Source organism: Nocardioides xinjiangensis (assembly GCF_017916455.1).
In the GTDB taxonomy this organism is placed as follows: Bacteria; Actinomycetota; Actinomycetes; order Propionibacteriales; family Nocardioidaceae; genus Nocardioides; species Nocardioides xinjiangensis.
The window spans coordinates 140,295-158,363 of record NZ_JAFMSY010000005.1 but is presented as its reverse complement, the minus strand read 5'-3'; the positions used below and the strand labels follow the sequence as shown (position 1 = coordinate 158,363).

Here is an 18,069-nt window from a genome sequence, read left to right as displayed (position 1 = left end):
CCGACTGCTAGGCGGGCCGCACGTGCACCACGTCGCCCGCGGCGACGGTGAGCGTGCCGTCGTCGGTGCCCACCACGAGCGCCCCGGTCGCGTCGATGTCCAGCGCCTCGCCGCGGCGTACGTCGCCAACGGGCAGGTGCACGTCGACGGTCCGACCGAGCGTGACGCACACGTCGGCGTACGCGGCCCGCAGCGAGCCGACGTCGTCGAGCAGTCCCTGGAGGCCGTGCAGCGAGCCGAGCACCTGGCCGAGCAGGTCCGTGCGCTCCACCGGCTCGCCGGTCTCGAGCGACACCGACGTGGCCTGGGCGACGGGGAGCTCGTCGAGCGTCTGGTCGACGTTGATGCCCACGCCCACGACGGCCAGAGGGCCGGTCGCCGTCTCGACCCGCTCGACGAGGATCCCGCACACCTTGCGGCCGGGCCCGTCGTCGGCGTCGACGAGCACGTCGTTGGGCCACTTCAGCGCGATGTCGGGCAGGCGGTCGGCCAGCGCCGCCTGCACGGCGTACCCGGTGAGGAGCGGCAGCCACGGCCACGAGGTCGGCGGTGCGTCGGGCCGCAGCAGCAGCGAGAAGGTCAGCGCCGACCGCGCGGGCGTCGACCAGACCCGGTCGAGGCGCCCGCGCCCGGCCGTCTGGTGCTCGGTGACCAGCACCAGGCCGGGCGCCTCGCCCGCCCGGGCGCGCTCGGCGAGGACGGCGTTGGTCGACGGGGTGGCCGCGACGACCTCGACGCGCCACCCCGCGGGCGTGGCCAGCCGGTCGAGGTCGAGGGGTGGGCGCGAGGGGGTCGGGTCGCTCATGGGTCTAGATTGCCGCAGTGGGAGACAGCCACGTGCAAGCGACCGAGTCATGCCACAGGAGGCCACCGCGTGAGTGCACAGCCGGGTGAAGGCACCGAGGTCCCCGTCCCGGGGACCGAGCAGGGGACCGACATCGACATCCACACGACCGCCGGCAAGCTCGCCGACCTCGAGCGCCGCCTCGACGAGGCCGTGCACGCGGGCTCGGCGAAGGCGGTCGAGAAGCAGCACGCCAAGGGCCGGCGCACCGCCCGCGAGCGCATCGAGATGCTCTTCGACGAGGGCACCTTCGTCGAGCTCGACGAGCTGGCGCGGCACCGCTCCACGGCGTTCGGGCTGGAGAAGACCCGCCCGTACGGCGACGGCGTGGTGACCGGCTACGGCGAGGTCGACGGCCGGATGGTGTGCGTGTTCAGCCAGGACTTCACCGTCTTCGGCGGCTCCCTCGGCGAGGTCTACGGCGAGAAGATCACCAAGGTGATGGACCTCGCCATCAAGACCGGCTGCCCGATCATCGGCATCAACGAGGGCGCCGGCGCGCGCATCCAGGAGGGCGTGGTCTCCCTCGGCCTCTACGGCGAGATCTTCCGCCGCAACGTCCACGCCTCCGGCGTCATCCCGCAGATCAGCCTGATCATGGGCAACTGCGCCGGCGGGCACGTCTACTCCCCCGCCGTCACCGACTTCACCGTCATGGTCGACCAGACCTCGGCGATGTTCATCACCGGTCCCGACGTCATCAAGACCGTCACCGGCGAGGACGTCTCGATGGAGGACCTCGGCGGGGCGCGCACCCACAACACGAAGTCGGGCAACGCCCACTACATGGCCTCCGACGAGGAGGACGCCATCGCCTACGTCAAGGCGATGCTGTCCTACCTCCCGCAGAACAACCTGGATCCCGCACCCGAGTACGAGGCGCCAGCCGAGTACACAGGTGGGCTGTCCGTGACCGATCTCGACCGCACGCTCGACACGCTCATCCCCGACTCGCCGAACCAGCCCTACGACATGCACGACGTCATCACCGCCGTCGTGGACGACGAGGAGTTCCTCGAGGTCCAGGAGCTCTTCGCCCCGAACATCCTCGTGGGCTTCGGCCGCGTCGAGGGGCGCTCGGTCGGGGTGGTGGCCAACCAGCCCATGCAGCTCGCCGGCACGCTCGACATCGACGCCTCCGAGAAGGCCGCCCGGTTCGTCCGGTTCTGCGACGCCTTCAACATCCCGGTGCTGACGTTCGTCGACGTCCCGGGCTTCCTGCCCGGCACGAACCAGGAGTGGGACGGCATCATCCGCCGCGGCGCCAAGCTCATCTACGCCTACGCCGAGGCCACCGTCCCCCTGGTCACCATCATCACCCGCAAGGCCTACGGCGGCGCCTACGACGTGATGGGCTCCAAGCACCTCGGCGCCGACATCAACGTCGCCTGGCCCACCGCCCAGATCGCGGTGATGGGCGCGCAGGGGGCGGCCAACATCGTCCACCGCCGCACCCTCAAGGCGGTTGAGGAGGCCGGCGGCGACGTCGAGGCCAAGCGGGCCGAGCTGATCGACGAGTACGAGACCACGCTCGCCAACCCCTACATCGCCGCCGAGCGGGGCTACGTCGACGCCGTCATCGCGCCGCACGAGACCCGCGTCGAGGTCATCCGGTCGCTGCGGCTGCTGCGCTCCAAGCGGGAGACCCTCCCGCCGAAGAAGCACGGGAACATCCCGCTCTGATGGGGGCCGCGAGCGACGAGACCCCGCTGCTGCGGGTGGTCGACCCCGACGCGACGGCCGAGGAGGTCGCGGCCCTCGTGGCCGTCCTCACCGCCCTCGGCTCGGCGGGCGCCGAGCCGCCGCCGCGGCCGCGGCCGTCGTGGAACCACCCCGCCCGGGGGGTGCGCACCCCGCACCGGGCGGGTCCGGGCGCCTGGCGCGCCAGCGGCCTGCCGCGCTGACCCGACGGTGGAGCGCCGGGCCGGACCTAGCGGCCGCGGGCTCCACCGTCGCGGAGCGCCGTCCACAGGCGGGTGCCGGTGGCTCGCGCCGGTCCTCGACGGGCGGGATCGTCGGGGGATGCCGAAGCGCTCACCGAGCACGCTCGACCATGCCGGACTGGCACGCCTGCTGCGGGAGCAGGACGGGCTCGTGTCGAGGCCACAGCTGGTCGACCTCGGCGCCTCCCGTGCCGACGTACGCCGCCTGCTCGCGCGACGCGAGCTCGTCGAGGTCCACCCCGGGGTGTACGTCGACCACTCCGGTCGACCCACGCGCCGCCAGCGCGAGTGGGCGGCCGTGCTCGCCTGCGCGCCCGCCGCGCTGCACCGTGAGTCCGCCCTGGACGCCTCTGGGATGACCCGCGACCGCGGGACTTCCGGCGACCCGGCGGTCGTGCACCTCGTGGTGGACCGCGGGCGCCGACTCACCCCGCCCGAGGGCGTGCACGTCGAGCGCGTGCGCGACATGGACAGGTGGGTGCACGAGCACCGGCGGCCGCCCCGGGCGCGCTTCGACTACGCGCTCCTCAAGGCTGCGGCCGACCGGCCCGAGGCCGAGGCCGTCGCGTTGCTCTCCGACGGGGTGCAGCAGGGACTCACGACCGCCGAGCGGCTGGTCGACACCCTCGGCGAGCTGCCGCGCCTGCCGCAGCGGGCCCTGCTCCTGGCCATCGTCGAGGACGTCGCCGCCGGCACCCGGTCGGTGCTGGAGCGGCGCTACCTCTGCGACGTGGAGCGTGCCCACGGCCTCCCGCGCGGCGAGCGGCAGGTCCGCCAGCACACCGCGAGCGGCACGGTGCTGCGAGACGTCCGGTACGGCCCCGAGCGGACCCTCGTCGAGCTCGACGGCGCCTTCGGGCACCGCGACGCCGTGGACCGGTGGGCAGACCTGGGACGCGACGTCGACGCGGTCGTCGACGACCACGTCACGCTGCGGGCCGGGTGGGCGCAGGTCCTCGAGCCCTGCCGGCTCGCCGGGGCGGTGGCCACGGTGCTGCGGCGACGCGGCTGGGAGGGGACGGCTCGCCCCTGCGGGACCCGGTGCGGACTGTACGTCGACGATGGAGGCACCGGCCGGACCTACCGGCCGCCGGCTCCACTGTCGCGCCCCCGCGGCTAGGGTCACCGGCGTGACCGCAACCATCGACGGACTGTGCGACGCCCACGGCGACGACCGCCGCGGGCTCGACCCGCTGCGCACGGCGCTGGAGCGCCTGTGACGACGCTCGTCCTGGCCTCCGCCTCGCCCGCCCGGCTGGCGACGCTGCGCGCGGCCGGGCTCGACCCGACCGTCGTGGTCAGCGGCGTCGACGAGTCGCAGGTGACGGGGCTCCCGCCCGCGGAGCTCGCCCTCCGGCTGGCCGAGCTCAAGTGCGCGGCGGTCGCCGAGCGCGCGGACCTGCCCGCGGAGGCGCTCGTGCTCGGCTGCGACTCGGTGCTCGAGCTCGACGGCCAGCCGCTCGGCAAGCCCCACACCGCGGACGAGGCGGCCCGCCGCTGGCGCGCGATGCGCGGTCGGTCCGGGGTGCTGCACAGCGGGCACTGCCTGCGCGACGTCGCGACGGGACGGGTCGCCTCGGCGACGGGTTCCACGCTCGTCCACTTCGCCGACGTCAGCGACGCCGAGGTCGAGGCGTACGTCGCCACGGGCGAGCCACTGCACGTCGCGGGGGCGTTCACCATCGACGGGCTCGGCGGGGCGTTCGTCTCGCGGATCGAGGGCGACCACCACAACGTCGTCGGGGTCAGCCTCCCGCTGCTGCGCGAGCTCGTCCTCGGGGTCGGCCACGCGTGGACCGATCTGTGGCGCTGACCCGATAGCATCCCCGGCGTGGGGAGCGGGGCGCAGGGAGGACCGGCCGTGGTGGCCGACCCCGACGACCGCTACGGCGTCCGGCACGAGCGGCTGCTCACCGGCGCCACCGTGATCACCGCGGTGCGCACCGTCGCCAGCGTCGTCCTCGCCGCGACCGCCGCCCACCAGCAGAGCCTGACCCTGCTGGTCGTCGCGCTCGGCGTCTACTGGGTCGGCGACATGCTCGACGGGTTCTACGCGCGGGTTCGCGACTGCGAGACCCGCATCGGCGCGGTGCTCGACATCATGTGCGACCGGCTCAACGCCGCCGCCTTCTACATCGGCCTCGCCTGGCTGCAGCCCGACCTGTCGCCGGCCATCTTCGTCTACCTGGCCGAGTTCATGGTGGTCGACTGCTTCCTGTCCATCGCGTTCCTGGCGTGGCCGATCCGCAGTCCCAACTACTTCTTCGTCGTCGACCGGCAGATCTGGCTGTGGAACTGGTCCAAGCCCGCCAAGGCCGTCAACAGCGCGCTCTTCGCCGTCCTGCTGCTGGTGACGGGCTGGATGTGGGTCGGGCTCGCGATCGCCACCGCCCTGCTGGTGCTCAAGTGCGTCTCGCTGCGCCGCCTCACGCGGATCGGGCTGCCCGTGCCCGGGGCCGTCGGCTGATGCTCTTCTGGAGCGTCATGGGCGCCTCCATCGGGTCGGCCCTGCTCCCCCTCATCAACATCGAGGCCATCCTCGCCGTGTCCGTCAGCCGGGCCCCCGGCCACACGTGGGGCCTGCTCCTCGCCGCCACGCTCGGCCAGATGCTCGGCAAGATCCTCTGGTACTGGGGCGGCATGCACGTCGAGCGTGCGCCCTGGGTGCACCGCCACCTCCAGAAGCCGCGCGCCAAGGCCTCGCTGGACAAGTGGCACGAGCGCGCCGAGGGCCGGCCGTGGTTCACGGCCGGCCTGCTCTTCGTGTCCGCCGCCAGCGGCATCCCGCCGTACGCCGTCACCGCGGTGCTCGCCGGCGTCCTGCGGGTGCCGCTGTGGATCTTCCTCGTGACCGGCGTGCTGGGCCGCGGGCTGCGGTTCTGGGCCGTGGTGGCCGGGACGTCGTCCCTGCTCCACCTCTTCTGACCCGTGCGGACCGCGGCCCGCGACCGGTGCGAGGACGCCGGCGCCCGGTGCTACTCGGCGGCGGCCCACGCCTGGCGCAGGGTGACCCGCCCGCCGGTCTGCAGCAGGGCCCGGCGGTAGAGGCGCTCGCCCACCCACACGGTCACCGCGGCGAAGGCGGCCAGCAGGCCCAGCGCGAGCAGCGGCTCCCACCACGCCACGCCGCCGGCGAGGATCCGCTTGGGCATCACGACCGCGGACACGGGCGGAACGAAGGAGGCGATGACCTGGCCGCGGCCGTCGAGCGAGACGCCGCCGAAGAACATCACCAGCATGAGCATCGTCAGCGGGGTGGAGGTGGCCTGCAGGTCCTCGGTGCGCGAGGCGAGGGAGCCGGCCACGGCCCACAGGCAGGCCAGCGCGACGAAGCCGGCGAAGAAGAACCCGACGAACCACGCGGTGGGCCCCGACAGGTCGGGGACGAAGGACTTGTACGGCGTGAACGTCAGCCCGACCAGCCCGACGGCGAGGTAGACCAGCAGCTGGATCATCGCCAGTGCGGTGTTGCCGAGCACCTTGCCCGCGAGCAGGTGCCGCAGCGGGATCGCCGCGGCGATGATCTCCACGATGCGGCTCTGCTTCTCCTCGATCACCGACGAGGCCAGCTGCATGCCGAAGACCAGCGCCGCGAAGTAGAACAGGAAGACGAAGACGAAGCCGACCGCCTCGGCCACGCTCGCCTTCTCGGCGTCGCCGCGCAGGAAGTCCGTGCTCACCGTGCTGCCCGCCTCGAGCGCCTCGACCGTGCTCCCGACGTCGGCCGCGTTCTCGGCCAGCACCTGCTGGCGCACGACCGCGCGGGCGACGTCGGTCAGCGAGTCCTGCTCGCTCGACTCCGAGGTCAGCTGCCAGCCGCCGTCGGCGGGGTGGAGCCACGCGTCGGCCTCGTCCTCGCGCAGCGCGGCCTCGGCGGCGTCCCGGTCGTCGACCTCGAGGACCGTGACCTCGACCCTGTCGTCGACCTCGGGCGCCGACTCCTCGATCGCGGAGGCCATCTCGGCGGCGTCGGGCGTGGCTGCGAGGGTGGCCTCGTCGGTCCGGCCGTCCTGCCAGGCGGTGAAGCCGATGAAGCCGACGAGCATGGCCACCATCAGCACGGTGCCGACGAGGAACGACTTGTCGGTGATCCGCGAGACGACCTCGCGGCGGGTCACGAGCAGCCAGGCGGGCTCGGTGCTGCGGTCGGTGCCGCGGTCGGTGCTGCGGTCGGTGCTGCGGTCGGTGCTGTCGGCGTTCATGCGGTGGCCTCCCGGTAGATCTCGCTCAGCGCCGGGCGCACCCGGACGAACTCGTGGACGTCGCCGCGGCCGGTCGCCTCGGCGACGAGGTGCTGCTCGGCCCCGTCCTCGCGGACCTCGACCAGCGCGGTGGTGCCGTCGAGGTCGAGGACCTCGAGGCCGCGGAGGTCGCGGACCCAACCGGCGTCGCCGCCGAGGACGAGACGGAAGCGCGGCACCCCCGCGTCGCGCAGCTCCGTCACCGTCCCGGCGGCGACCCGGCGTCCGTGGGACAGCACGACTAGCCGGTCGCACAGGCGCTCGACGAGGTCGAGCTGGTGGCTGGAGAAGAGGACCGGCACGTCGTCGCGGGTGTACTCCCGCAGCAGGTCGACCATCGAGTCGACGGCCTTCGGGTCGAGCCCCGAGAACGGCTCGTCGAGGATGAGCGCGGCCGGCCGGGGCAGCACCGAGGCGATGATCTGCACCCGCTGCTGGTTGCCCAGCGACAGCTTCTCGAGGTGGTCGGTCGTACGCCCGCCGAGGCCGAAGCGCTCCAGCAGCTCCTGCACCTGCGCGCGGGCCTCGACCCGTGCCATGCCCTTGAGCTGGGCGATGTAGACCAGCTGGTCGAGGATCGGCTGCTTCGGGTAGAGCCCGCGCTCCTCGGGCATGTAGCCGAAGGACCGGCGGTCCAGGCGGGTGATCGGTCGGCCCTGCCACCGCACCTCCCCCTCGTCGATGCCGAGCACGCCCATCACCATCCGCATGGTCGTGGTCTTGCCGGCGCCGTTGCCGCCCACGAAGCCGGTCATCTGCCCGGCCGGCACCTCGAACGACACGTGGTCCACGGCGGTGTTGTCCCCGAACCGCCTGGTCAGCTCCCTGATCTCCAACATGACCACGACGCTAGGGCGGTGCCCACCTCCTCCGGATCCCCCGCCGGACGGAACCGCGCGACGGAGCCCGGGGTGGAGACACCTCGGACGCGGTCACTCCTCCGTCGGAAGGATGAGGCCGGCCTCGTAGGCGTAGACGACGGCCTGCACGCGGTCGCGCAGGTGCAGCTTCGCCAGGACGTTGGAGACGTGCGTCTTCACCGTCGCCTCCCCGAGCACGAGCTGCGCGGCGATCTCGCCGTTGGAGAGCCCGCGCCCGAGCAGCACGAGCACCTCCCGCTCCCGGCCGGTGAGGTGGGCGAGCGCCGGCGGCTCTGGGCGGTCGGGGACGGCGGCCGCACCGGACATCCTGCCGATCACGCGGCGCGTCACTTCCGGCGCGAGCAGGGCGTGGCCACGGCCGGCGGCGCGTACGGCGTCGAGCAGCTGCTCGGGACCGGCGTTCTTCAGCAGGAACCCGCTCGCCCCGGCGCGGAGCGCGTCGAAGAGGTAGTCGTCGCGGTCGAACGTCGTCACGATCACGACGTGGCCGAGGTCCTCGGCGACGAGGTGGCGGGTGGCCTCGATGCCGTCCATGCGCGGCATCTGCACGTCCATCAGCACCACGTCGGGCCGCGTCGCCCGGGCCCGCTCGAGCGCGTCCAGGCCGTCGGCCGCCTCGCCCACGACCTCGACGTCGTCCTCGACCGAGAGGACCATCGCGAAGCCCGACCGCACCATGGCGTGGTCGTCGACGAGGAGCACCCGCAACGGCCTGCCCGCGTCGGCGGGGCTCGCGAGGGGGCTCGCGCCGCTCACGGCCGCGCTCCCAGCGGATAGCGGACCCGGACGCGGTAGCCGCCCGTCACCCGCGGTCCGATGTCGACCTGGCCGCCGTGGGTGGCCGCGCGCTCCCGGATGCCGAGCTGGCCCAGGCCGCTGCCGGACGTCCCGTGCCGTGGCCGGCCGTCGTCGACGACCTCCACCTCGGCGTACGCCGCCGCCTCGTCGACCCGGACGACCACCGACGCGGTGTCGGCGGTGCTGTGCCGGCGCACGTTGGTCAGCGCCTCCTGGACCGTGCGGTAGATCGCCAGGCCGACGCCGCGCGGCAGGCGGTCGGCCGCGCCGTCCTGCGCCTCGACGACCTCCAGACGGACCCGGAGCCCGTGGTGCCCGGCCTCGGTGACGAGGTCCGGCAGGTCGCCGACCCCGGCCTCGGTCGTCCGGGCGTCCTGTGGGTCGTCGGCGCCCTCGCCGGCTCCCTCGCGCAGGGTGCCGAGCAGGCGGCGCATCTGCGTGACCGCGTCGCGCGAGGCCTCCTCCACGCGGGCGAGGGCCGTACGTGCGGCGTCGGGGTCACGGTCGAGCACCCGTCGCGCCGCTCCCGCCTGCACGCCCATCGCCGAGACGCCGTGGGCCACGACGTCGTGCAGGTCGCGGGCGATGCGCAGGCGCTCGTCGACGACGGCCTGCTCGCGCAGCCGGCCGGCCTGCGTCGCGATGGTGCTCGCCTGCTCCTGCAGGCGTGCCCGCTGGCGGGCGGCACGCCACGAGACGCCGCCGCCGACGATGGCGCCTCCGAAGTACAGGGCGTTGACGACCAGCGTCATCGCCACGGCCGCCGGGATGGGGGGCAGCACGCCGACCCGCTCGGAGGGCGCCTGGTCGTCGATCATGTCCTGCGCGGCCGAGCCGACCGCGAACTGCCAGGTGATCCACGCGAACATGAACAGCACGATGGTGCCGACGACGAGCACCATCGCCCTCCTGTCCCGCGCGTAGGCCACGCCGCTGAGCAGGGCGACGAAGTACACGATCTGCAGCGACACCTGGCCCATCACCTGCGGCATGGTCACCCCGGCCACGAACATGTGCGTCGCCGCGAGCAGCGCGACCACGAGCGGCCACCGCCGCCTGCCGAGCAGCAGCAGCGCGCCGCTCGAGACAGCCAGCCACTGCGTCCACACCGGCGCGTCGGTGTGCTCGAAGCCCCCGGCGCTGCGGACGAGCTCGAGGGCGAGCAGGCTGACCGCCTCGACGCCGGCCGCGAGGACGACGTCCTGGCGGCCGACCGGCGGCCGGGGGCGCTCCCACGTGTCGTCGACGCCGAACCACGTGAGGACGCGCTGGGTCGGGGTCGGCATGGAGCGAGGGTAGGGCGCGCCCGGCCCCCGCAGATCCGCCGGGAGGTGGAGATCGGCGTCCGGGGCTCGCACGCCGCCACGGACGCGGGCGGCAGCACGCGGCTGCCAGACTGCCGCCATGCGGATCGCCACGTCGCTCGCCCTCTTCGCGCTCGCCGCCCTGGCCGAGATCGGGGGCGCCTGGCTGGTCTGGCAGGGCGTGCGCGAGCACCGGGGCTGGCTGTGGGTGGGTGCCGGCGTCGTCGCGCTCGGTCTCTACGGACTCGTCGCCACCCTGCAGCCCGACGCGCACTTCGGACGGATCCTCGCCGCGTACGGCGGTGTGTTCGTGGCCGGCTCGCTCGCGTGGGCGATGGTCCTCGACGGGTTCCGTCCCGACCGGTACGACGTCGTGGGCGCGCTGGTGTGCCTCGTCGGCGTCGCGGTGATCATGTACGCGCCCCGGTCGGCCTGAGGCGCCGGGGTCACTCGACCGGCAGGCCGAGCCCGCGCGCGATCAGCATCCGCTGGACCTCCGAGGTGCCCTCGCCGATCTCGAGCACCTTGGCGTCGCGGTAGAACCGGACGACCGGGTACTCCTCCATGAAGCCGTAGCCCCCGAACACCTGGGTGGCGATCCGCGTCGCGGTGACCGCCGACTCGGTGGCGTAGAGCTTCGCCACGGCTGCGGCCTGCTTGAACGCCGCCATGGAGACCGACGACCAGCCGGCGTCCATCGCGTCCTTCATTGCGGCCGCCTTGTAGGTCAGCAGCCGGGACGCGTCGAGCATGACCTGGAGGTCGGAGACCTGGAACGCGAGGCCCTGCTTGCGCCCGATCGGGCCGCCGAACGTCTGGCGCTCCCCGGCGTACTGCACCGACATGTCCAGGCAGGCCTGGATGCAGCCCACCGCGAGGGCGGCGATCGCGACGCGGCCGTCGTCGAGCGTCGCGAGGAACTGCGCGTAGCCGCGGCCCCTCTCGCCGAGCAGGTTCGCCTCCGGCACGCGCGCGCCGTCGAAGGACAGCGGGTGGGTGTCCGAGGCGTGCCAGCCGAGCTTGTCGTAGGCCTTCTCCGCGGTGAAGCCGGGCGTGCCCGAGGGCACGATGATCGTGGAGATCTCGGGACGTCCGTCGGGCCGCTCGCCGGTGCGCGCGGTCACGGTCACCAGCGAGGTGATGGACGAGCCCGAGTTCGTGATGAACTGCTTGGCCCCGTCGACGACCCACTCGCCGTCCTCGAGGACCGCCTTCGTCCTCGTCGCGCCCGCGTCGGACCCGGCGCCCGGCTCGGTCAGCCCGAAGCCGGCCAGCCGCTCACCGGCGACGAGGTCGGGCAGCCAGGTCTTCTTCTGCTCGTCCGTGCCGAAGGTGAGGATCGGGTTGATGCCGAGGCCGACCGCGGCCTCGAGCGTGATGCCCATCGACTGGTCGACGCGGCCGATCTCCTCGATCGCCAGGCACAGCGAGGTGAACCCGCCGTCCTCACCGGCCATACCCGCACCACCGAACTCCTCCGGGGCGGTGAGCCCCATCAGGCCCAGGGCGCCCATCTTCTGCACGACGTCGGTCGGGAAGTGGTGCTCGCGGTCCCACCGCGCCGCGTGCGGGGCGATCTCGGCCTCGGCGAAGTCGCGGACGCTGCGCCGGAACTGCTCGTGCTCGGGGGACAGCTCGAAGGTCATGGGCGGCATGCTAGCCGGTGAGGGTTAACGATCGCTAACCCTCCGGCGCCGCGCCCGCCGGGCGCCCGACACGTTTCGCGGCGTGGCGCCGACGGGTCTAGGGTTAGGGCAGCCTAAGCAAACAAGGACGACTCCATGACGACTCACCGGCGCCGCACAGCCACCCGCATCGGCGTGACCCTGACCAGCACCCTCCTCACCGCCTCGACCCTCTCGGGTTGCAGCGTGTTCGGCTCGCCCGACCTGGTGATCTACAACGCCCAGCACGAGCAGCTGCTGGACGAGATCGTGCCGCTGTTCGAGGAGGAGTCCGGCCTCGACGTCGAGCTGCGCCACGGCAAGGACCTCGAGATGGCCAACCAGATCGTCGAGGAGGGCGAGGACTCCCCCGCCGACGTGTTCCTCACCGAGAACTCCCCTGCGATGAGCATCGTCGGCAACGCCGGGCTGTTCGCCGAGCTGCCGGAGTCGGCGTACGCCACGATCCCGGACGAGTACGTCCCCGCGGACCGCACGTGGACCGGCTTTCTGGCCCGCTCGACCGTCGCGATGTACAACACCGAGTCCATGACCGAGGCCGACATGCCCGCCTCGATCCTCGACTTCGCCGACCCCGAGTGGCAGGGCCGGGTGGCGTTCTCCCCCACCGGCGCCGACTTCCAGGCGATCGTCTCCGCCGTCCTCGAGCTCGAGGGCGAGGAGGCCACCGCCGAGTGGCTGGCCGGGCTGAAGGAGAACGGCGTGGTCGTGCAGAACAACCTCGTCGTCATGCAGTCCGTCGACTCCGGCGAGGTCGACGCGGGCATCGCGTACCACTACTACTGGTACCGCGACCGCGAGGAGAACGGCACCGACTCCGACGACTCCGCGCTGCACTTCTTCGGCGACCAGGACCCCGGTGCGTTCCTGAGCATCTCCGGCGCGGGCATCCTGGCCAGCAGCGAGCACCAGGACGCGGCCGAGGAGTTCGTCACCTGGCTGACCGGCACCGACGCGCAGCAGGCGATGGCCGAGTCCTACGCCCTGGAGTACCCGCTGAACCCCGAAGCCGCCCTCAACCCCGACGTGAAGCCGTTCGGCGAGCTCGAGCCGCCGGTCGTCGACGTGGCCGCCCTCAACGGGCCCCAGGTCACCGACCTGATGACCGAGGCAGGCCTGCTCTGACCGTCACCGGGCGTCGCACGCCACCCCTGCTGCTCGCAGCAGGGGTGGCGGTCGCAGTCCTGGCGCTGGTCCCGTTGGCCTACGTGGCCTCCTACGTCGCGATCATCGGTCCGGTCGACCTGTGGGGCCTCCTGGCGCGCCCGCGCATCGCCGAGCTGCTCCGCAACACCGTGACGCTCGCCGCCGCCTGCATGGCCGCGACCGCGGCACTCGGCGTCGCGCTCGCCGTCCTCGTCGAGCGCACCGACCTGCCGGGACGGCGGCTGTGGCACGGCCTGCTCGTCGCCCCGCTCGCCGTCCCGGCGTTCGTCAACGGCTATGCCTGGGTGTCCCTGGACCGCAGCGTCCACGGCTTCGCCGGGGCGTTCGCGGTCGTCACGCTGTCGTACTACCCGTTGGTCTACCTGCCGGTCGTGGCGATGCTGCGCCGCCTCGACCCGGCGCTGGAGGAGTCCGCCTGGTCGCTCGGCCACTCGCGCGCCCGCACCTTCGCGACCGTCGTCCTGCCCCAGCTGCGCCCCGCGGTCCTCGGCGGGGCGCTGCTGGTGGGCCTGCACCTGCTCGCCGAGTTCGGCGCGCTGTCGCTGCTCCGCTTCCCCACCTTCACCACCGCGATCTACGACCAGTACGGCTCCACCTTCAACGGCGGCGGCGCCACGGCGATGGCCGGCGTGCTGGTCCTGCTCTGCCTGTTCCTCCTGCTCGGCGAGCTCCGCCTCCGCGGTGAGCGGAGGTACGCCCGCCTCGGCCGCGGCGCAGCCCGCACGTCCGTGCCCCTCGCGCTGGGCCACTGGCGCTGGCCGCTGCTCGCGACGGTCGCCACGGTCGTGGCGCTCGCGGTCGGCGTGCCCGCCTTCGCCCTGGTCCGCTGGCTCGTCGTCGGCACGTCGACGGAGTTCCCGCTGGCCGACCTCACCGAGGCGCTGGTCGCCACGGTCCTCCTGGCGCTCGCCGGCGCGGTCGTCACGACGCTCGCCGCGGTGCCCGTCGTCTGGCTGGCCGTGCGGCACCGCGGGTGGGCGAGCACGCTGATCGAGCGGACGTCGTACGTCGCCAACGCGCTGCCCGGCATCGTCGTCGGCCTCGCGCTCGTGGTGGCCTCGCTCCGCCTGGTGCCGGTCGTCTACCAGACCGCCACCCTGCTCGTGGCGGCGTACGCCATCCTCTTCCTGCCGCGCGCCGTGGTGACCGTGCGCGCCGGGCTGGAGCAGGCGCCCGCCGTGCTCGACGACGTCGCCCACAGCCTCGGCGTGGGCCCGCTGGCCACCGCCCGCCGAGTGACACTCCCGCTCATCGCCCCCAGCCTGGGCGCCGGCGCCGCGCTCGTCTTCCTCGCCATCTCCACCGAGCTCACCGCCACCCTCATGCTCTCGCCGATCGGCACGCGGACCCTCGCCACCGAGTTCTGGTCGGCGTCGTCGGAGCTGCGCTACGGCGCGGCCGCCCCCTACGCGCTGCTGCTCGTGCTCGTGTCGATCCCCGCCACGGTCCTGCTGATGCGCGGCGACAGCCCCGCGACCCGGACGGAGACGGTGCCGGCATGAGCTCGCTGACCCTCACCGCCGTGACGAAGTCGTTCGGCTCCGGCGCCGCGGCGACGCGCGCCGTCGACGACGTCACGCTCGACGTCCCCCACGGGTCCTTCACCACCGTGCTCGGCCCGTCGGGTTGCGGCAAGACGACCCTCCTCCGGCTCATCGCGGGCTTCCTCGTCCCCGACTCGGGCAGCATCGCGTTCGGCGACACCGTCGTGGCGGGCCCCGACGTGCGGCCGCTCGCTCCGCAATCGCGCCACGTGGGCTACGTCCCGCAGGAGGGAGCGCTCTTCCCGCACCTCGACGTCGCCGCCAACATCGCCTTCGGCCTGCCCAGGAAGGCCCGCGACGGTGCGGTCCGCGACCGGGTGGCCGAGATGCTCGACCTCGTCGAGCTGCCCGCCGACTACCGCCACCGGCGGCCCGACGAGCTGTCGGGGGGCCAGCAGCAGCGGGTGGCGCTCGCCCGGTCGCTGGCCCCGCAGCCCGCCGTGGTGCTGCTCGACGAGCCGTTCTCCTCCCTCGACGCCAGCCTGCGCGGCGCCACGGCCCGCGCCGTGCTGCGGGCGCTCGAGGCGACGAACACCACGGCCCTCCTCGTCACCCACGACCAGGACGAGGCCCTCTCGCTCGCCGACCAGGTCGCCGTGATGCGCGCCGGCCGGCTGGTGCAGTCCGCGCCGCCGAGCGAGGTCTACCTGTCGCCCAGCGACCCGCAGGTCGCCGAGTTCGTGGGGCGGGCCGTCGTGCTCCCGGGCACCGCGAGGGACGCCCACGCCACCTGCGCGCTGGGCGACGTGGTGCTCTCCGAGCCCGCCGCCGGCCCGGTCTCGCTGATGATCCGGCCCGAGCAGGTATTCGTCGACCTCACCCACGCCGAGGGCGTCCGGGGAACCGTCGAGGAGGTCAGCTACTACGGGCACGCCTGCGCCGTGCAGGTGCGCCTCGTGGACGGCACGTCGGTGCTGTCCCGGATCTCCGGCGTGCGCCACCCGGCGCCGGGCGACACCGTGCACCTCCGGGTGACCGGACTGGTCCGCCCCTACCGGTCGGGGGGCTCCACGTGACCCTCACCGTCCCGCAGCCGGCGCTGCGCCGCACCGTCGCGACCCGTCCGGTCCTCGACCACGCCCACTACGGCGAGGCGCCGGCCGTCGTCACCGACGGCACGGTGCTGACCCACGCCGGGCTCGCCCGTCGGGTCGCGGACCGTGCGGCGTCCTGGGGTCCCGCGCGCCGGCTCGTGCTCGTCGAGGGGAGCAACGACCTCGACTCGCTCGTGGCCTACCTCGCCGCGCTCCAGCACGGCCACGTGGCCCTCGTCGTGCCCGACGGGCGCCCCGCGCAGCGCCGAGCGCTCGTCGAGGCCTACGACCCGGACATCGTCTGCAGCGCCGGCGCCGCCGACGACGTACGTCGCGGGGTGGGCGCGCACGACCTCCACCCCGACCTCGCCCTCCTGCTCAGCACGTCGGGCACGACCGGCTCCCCGAAGCTGGTGCGCCTCTCGCGCGACAACGTCGCGAGCAACGCCGCCGCCATCGCCGACTACCTCGCGCTCCGCCCGACCGACCGCGCCGCCACGACCCTGCCGCTGCACTACTGCTACGGCCTGTCGGTGCTGCACTCGCACCTCGTCGCCGGCGCGAGCGTCGTGCTCACCGGGCTGAGCGTCGTCGACGACTGCTTCTGGGACCTCGCCGCCCGCACGGGCGTCACCAGCTTCGCCGGCGTGCCGCACACCTTCGACCTGCTGGCCACCAGCGGCTTCGAGGACCGCGAGCTGCCCACCCTGCGACAGGTGACCCAGGCCGGCGGCCGGCTCGCGCCGGAGGACGTGCGCCGCTGGAGCCGGGCCGGCCGCGAGCGGGGCTGGGACCTCGTCGTGATGTACGGCGCCACCGAGGCGACCGCGCGCATGGCCTGGCTGCCGCCACACCTCGTCGAGGACCACGCCGGGGCGATCGGTGTCGCGATCCCCGGCGGACGCCTGCGCCTCGACGAGACGGTGGACACGCGACCGGGCACCGGCGAGCTCGTCTACTCCGGACCCAACGTGATGCTCGGCTACGCCGAGTCCCCCGCCGACCTCGCGCTCGGGCGCGAGACGACCGAGCTGCGCACCGGCGACCTCGCCCGGGAGCGCGACGGGGTGTTCGAGGTGGTCGGCCGGCTCAGCCGCTACGGCAAGGTCTTCGGCCTGCGCATCGACCTCGACGGGGTCGAGCGCCGCCTCCGTGCCGAGGTCGACCGCACGGCGCGTGTCGTGGCGACCGACCGCGCGGTCCACGTCTTCCTCGGCGCCGGCCGCGACAGCGCTGCCGCACGCGCCGTCGTCGTCAGCCAGTGCGGCGTACCTCCCCACGCCGTGCGCACCACCGTGCTGCCGCAGGCGCCGCTGACCGGGTCCGGCAAGCCGGACTACGCCGCCCTGGCCGAGCTGGCCGGGCTGGACGAGCAGGCCGAGCACGAGGCGCGCCACGCCGCCGACGGGACGGCGGGCACCAGCACCCCGGTCCGCACCGACTTCGTCCGCGTGCTGCGCCGGCCCGACGCCACCGAGGCCGACTCGTTCGTCGACCTCGGCGGCGACTCGCTGTCCTACGTCGAGCTGGCGACCCGGCTGGCCGACCGCTTCCCCGCCGGCCTGCCGTCCGGCTGGCACACCCGCGGCATCGGCGAGCTCGAGCGGCTGGCCGCCCACGGCGACGGGCACCCGGGGCGTGCGGACAGCCGCGACGGCCGTGCCGTCGGCGATGGCGACGGCAGTGCACCACGGCGCCCGGCCGCCCGCCGCACGCGGCTCGACACGACGGTCGCGCTGCGCGCGCTGGCGATCCTGTTCGTCGTCGCCTCCCACGTCGACCTCGTCGCGCTCGAGGGTGGCGCCCACCTGCTGCTGGCGCTCGCCGGCTTCAACTTCGCCCGGTTCCAGCTGTCCGCGAGCGGCGGCGCCCGTGCCCGGCTGCGGCACGGGCTCTCCGGCCTCGCCCAGCTCGTCGTGCCGGCCGTGCTCTGGGTGGGCGGCGCGGCCCTCCTGCTCGGCAGCTACGACCTCACCACGGTCCTCCTCGTCCGCGAGCTCGTCAACGGCTCGGAGTGGGACGACCAGTGGCAGCTGTGGTTCCTCGAGTCGCTCGTGTGGATCACGGCGGCCGCGCTCGCCACCACCACCCTGCCCGTGCTGCACCGCCTCGAGCGGCGCACGCCCTTCGGGTTCGCGCTCGGCGTGCTCGGCGTCGCCGCAGCGGCGCGCTTCGCGGAGGTCGGGCTCCGGGCCGGCCCCACCGAGCGCTACACGACCCTCGTGGTGGCGTTCTTCTTCACCCTCGGCTGGGCGGGTGCCCGCGCGACCACGCCCCGCCGCCGCGTCCTCGTCTCGGCGCTGGCCGTGGTCCTCACGGTCGGGTTCTTCGGCCAGCCGCACCGCGAGGCGATCGTGCTCGCCGGCTTCCTGCTCCTGCTGTGGGTGCCGCACGTCGTCGTCCCGCCGCTGCTGGCGCGCGCCGCCGGCGTGCTCGCCGGGGCCAGCCTGTTCATCTACCTCACGCACTGGCAGGTCTACCCGGCCCTCGAGGACGCCGGCCACCAGTGGCTCGCCCTTGTGGCGTCCCTCACAGTCGGCGTCGCCTACGCCCGCCTCGTGCGCCCTGTCGGCCACGCGGTCGGTCGCGCCGTGCTGGGGGCGCGGTAGCCTGCCGAGCGGTACGCCT

At 73.8% G+C, this 18,069-nt stretch carries 17 protein-coding genes; 11 read left to right on the top strand and 6 right to left on the bottom strand.

The window, feature by feature from the left end; translation table 11 throughout:
• Positions 1-7: 7 nt before the first annotated feature.
• A complete protein-coding gene (locus J3P38_RS17025; protein ID WP_210504488.1) occupies positions 8-805 on the bottom strand; it encodes a biotin--[acetyl-CoA-carboxylase] ligase in 798 nt (265 codons plus the stop codon).
• Positions 806-874: 69 nt separating this feature from the next.
• Here J3P38_RS17025 and J3P38_RS17020 point away from each other — a divergent pair, with 69 nt between their 5' ends.
• The 6 genes from J3P38_RS17020 to J3P38_RS16995 all read left to right on the top strand — a co-directional run bounded on the left by J3P38_RS17020 (position 875) and on the right by J3P38_RS16995 (position 5,712).
• Complete coding sequence (locus J3P38_RS17020) at positions 875-2,527, top strand: acyl-CoA carboxylase subunit beta (protein WP_455430102.1); 1,653 nt, start codon at positions 875-877, stop codon at positions 2,525-2,527.
• On the top strand, positions 2,527-2,748 hold the full coding sequence (locus J3P38_RS17015) for an acyl-CoA carboxylase subunit epsilon (RefSeq protein WP_210440212.1): 222 nt from the start codon (positions 2,527-2,529) through the stop codon (positions 2,746-2,748). The genes J3P38_RS17020 and J3P38_RS17015 overlap by 1 nt, the downstream gene beginning before the upstream one ends.
• Positions 2,749-2,866: 118 nt before the next feature.
• Entirely contained in the window at positions 2,867-3,907 is a 1,041-nt protein-coding gene (locus tag J3P38_RS17010) for a type IV toxin-antitoxin system AbiEi family antitoxin domain-containing protein (protein ID WP_210504487.1), read from the top strand.
• 96 nt (positions 3,908-4,003) lie between these two features.
• Positions 4,004-4,600, top strand: coding sequence for a Maf family protein (locus tag J3P38_RS17005; protein ID WP_210504485.1), 597 nt, complete (start codon positions 4,004-4,006; stop codon positions 4,598-4,600).
• Between the two features lie 18 nt (positions 4,601-4,618).
• The gene (locus tag J3P38_RS17000; protein WP_307807977.1) at positions 4,619-5,254 is read left to right on the top strand and encodes a CDP-alcohol phosphatidyltransferase family protein; all 636 of its coding nucleotides are present in this window, start codon (positions 4,619-4,621) and stop codon (positions 5,252-5,254) included.
• Positions 5,254-5,712 (top strand): VTT domain-containing protein, encoded by a 459-nt coding sequence (locus J3P38_RS16995; protein ID WP_210440206.1) that lies wholly within the window; start codon positions 5,254-5,256, stop codon positions 5,710-5,712. The genes J3P38_RS17000 and J3P38_RS16995 overlap by 1 nt, the downstream gene beginning before the upstream one ends.
• A 50-nt stretch (positions 5,713-5,762) precedes the next feature.
• Here the strand turns inward: J3P38_RS16995 and J3P38_RS16990 are convergent, their stop codons facing one another.
• The 4 genes from J3P38_RS16990 to J3P38_RS16975 all read right to left on the bottom strand — a co-directional run bounded on the left by J3P38_RS16990 (position 5,763) and on the right by J3P38_RS16975 (position 9,993).
• Positions 5,763-6,989 (bottom strand): ABC transporter permease, encoded by a 1,227-nt coding sequence (locus J3P38_RS16990; RefSeq protein WP_210504483.1) that lies wholly within the window; start codon positions 6,987-6,989, stop codon positions 5,763-5,765.
• The gene (locus J3P38_RS16985) at positions 6,986-7,867 is read right to left on the bottom strand and encodes an ABC transporter ATP-binding protein (RefSeq protein ID WP_210504479.1); all 882 of its coding nucleotides are present in this window, start codon (positions 7,865-7,867) and stop codon (positions 6,986-6,988) included. The genes J3P38_RS16990 and J3P38_RS16985 overlap by 4 nt, the downstream gene beginning before the upstream one ends.
• A gap of 93 nt (positions 7,868-7,960) precedes the next feature.
• The gene (locus J3P38_RS16980; protein ID WP_307807976.1) at positions 7,961-8,665 is read right to left on the bottom strand and encodes a response regulator transcription factor; all 705 of its coding nucleotides are present in this window, start codon (positions 8,663-8,665) and stop codon (positions 7,961-7,963) included.
• Positions 8,662-9,993: a sensor histidine kinase gene (locus tag J3P38_RS16975; protein ID WP_210504477.1), complete on the bottom strand. Its 1,332-nt coding sequence runs from the start codon at positions 9,991-9,993 to the stop codon at positions 8,662-8,664. The genes J3P38_RS16980 and J3P38_RS16975 overlap by 4 nt, the downstream gene beginning before the upstream one ends.
• Positions 9,994-10,111: 118 nt before the next feature.
• On the opposite strand from J3P38_RS16975, the gene J3P38_RS16970 reads away from it, so the two are divergent.
• Positions 10,112-10,447, top strand: coding sequence for a YnfA family protein (locus J3P38_RS16970; protein ID WP_210504475.1), 336 nt, complete (start codon positions 10,112-10,114; stop codon positions 10,445-10,447).
• A gap of 10 nt (positions 10,448-10,457) precedes the next feature.
• Here the strand turns inward: J3P38_RS16970 and J3P38_RS16965 are convergent, their stop codons facing one another.
• The gene (locus J3P38_RS16965) at positions 10,458-11,657 is read right to left on the bottom strand and encodes an acyl-CoA dehydrogenase family protein (RefSeq protein WP_210504473.1); all 1,200 of its coding nucleotides are present in this window, start codon (positions 11,655-11,657) and stop codon (positions 10,458-10,460) included.
• 135 nt (positions 11,658-11,792) lie between these two features.
• Between J3P38_RS16965 and J3P38_RS16960 the strand changes: the two genes are divergently transcribed.
• The 4 genes from J3P38_RS16960 to J3P38_RS16945 are packed head-to-tail and all read left to right on the top strand — an operon-like array spanning position 11,793 to position 18,050.
• Positions 11,793-12,821 carry an iron ABC transporter substrate-binding protein gene (locus tag J3P38_RS16960; RefSeq protein WP_210504471.1) on the top strand — a complete coding sequence of 343 codons (1,029 nt, stop codon included), beginning with the start codon at positions 11,793-11,795 and terminating at the stop codon, positions 12,819-12,821.
• Positions 12,822-12,865: 44 nt separating this feature from the next.
• Positions 12,866-14,365, top strand: coding sequence for an ABC transporter permease (locus J3P38_RS16955; RefSeq protein WP_210504469.1), 1,500 nt, complete (start codon positions 12,866-12,868; stop codon positions 14,363-14,365).
• On the top strand, positions 14,362-15,423 hold the full coding sequence (locus J3P38_RS16950) for an ABC transporter ATP-binding protein (RefSeq protein ID WP_210504467.1): 1,062 nt from the start codon (positions 14,362-14,364) through the stop codon (positions 15,421-15,423). Before J3P38_RS16955 ends, J3P38_RS16950 begins: the two co-directional genes overlap by 4 nt.
• Positions 15,420-18,050, top strand: a complete 2,631-nt coding sequence (locus tag J3P38_RS16945) for an AMP-binding protein (RefSeq protein WP_307807975.1) — start codon at positions 15,420-15,422, stop codon at positions 18,048-18,050. Before J3P38_RS16950 ends, J3P38_RS16945 begins: the two co-directional genes overlap by 4 nt.
• Positions 18,051-18,069: the final 19 nt, after the last annotated feature.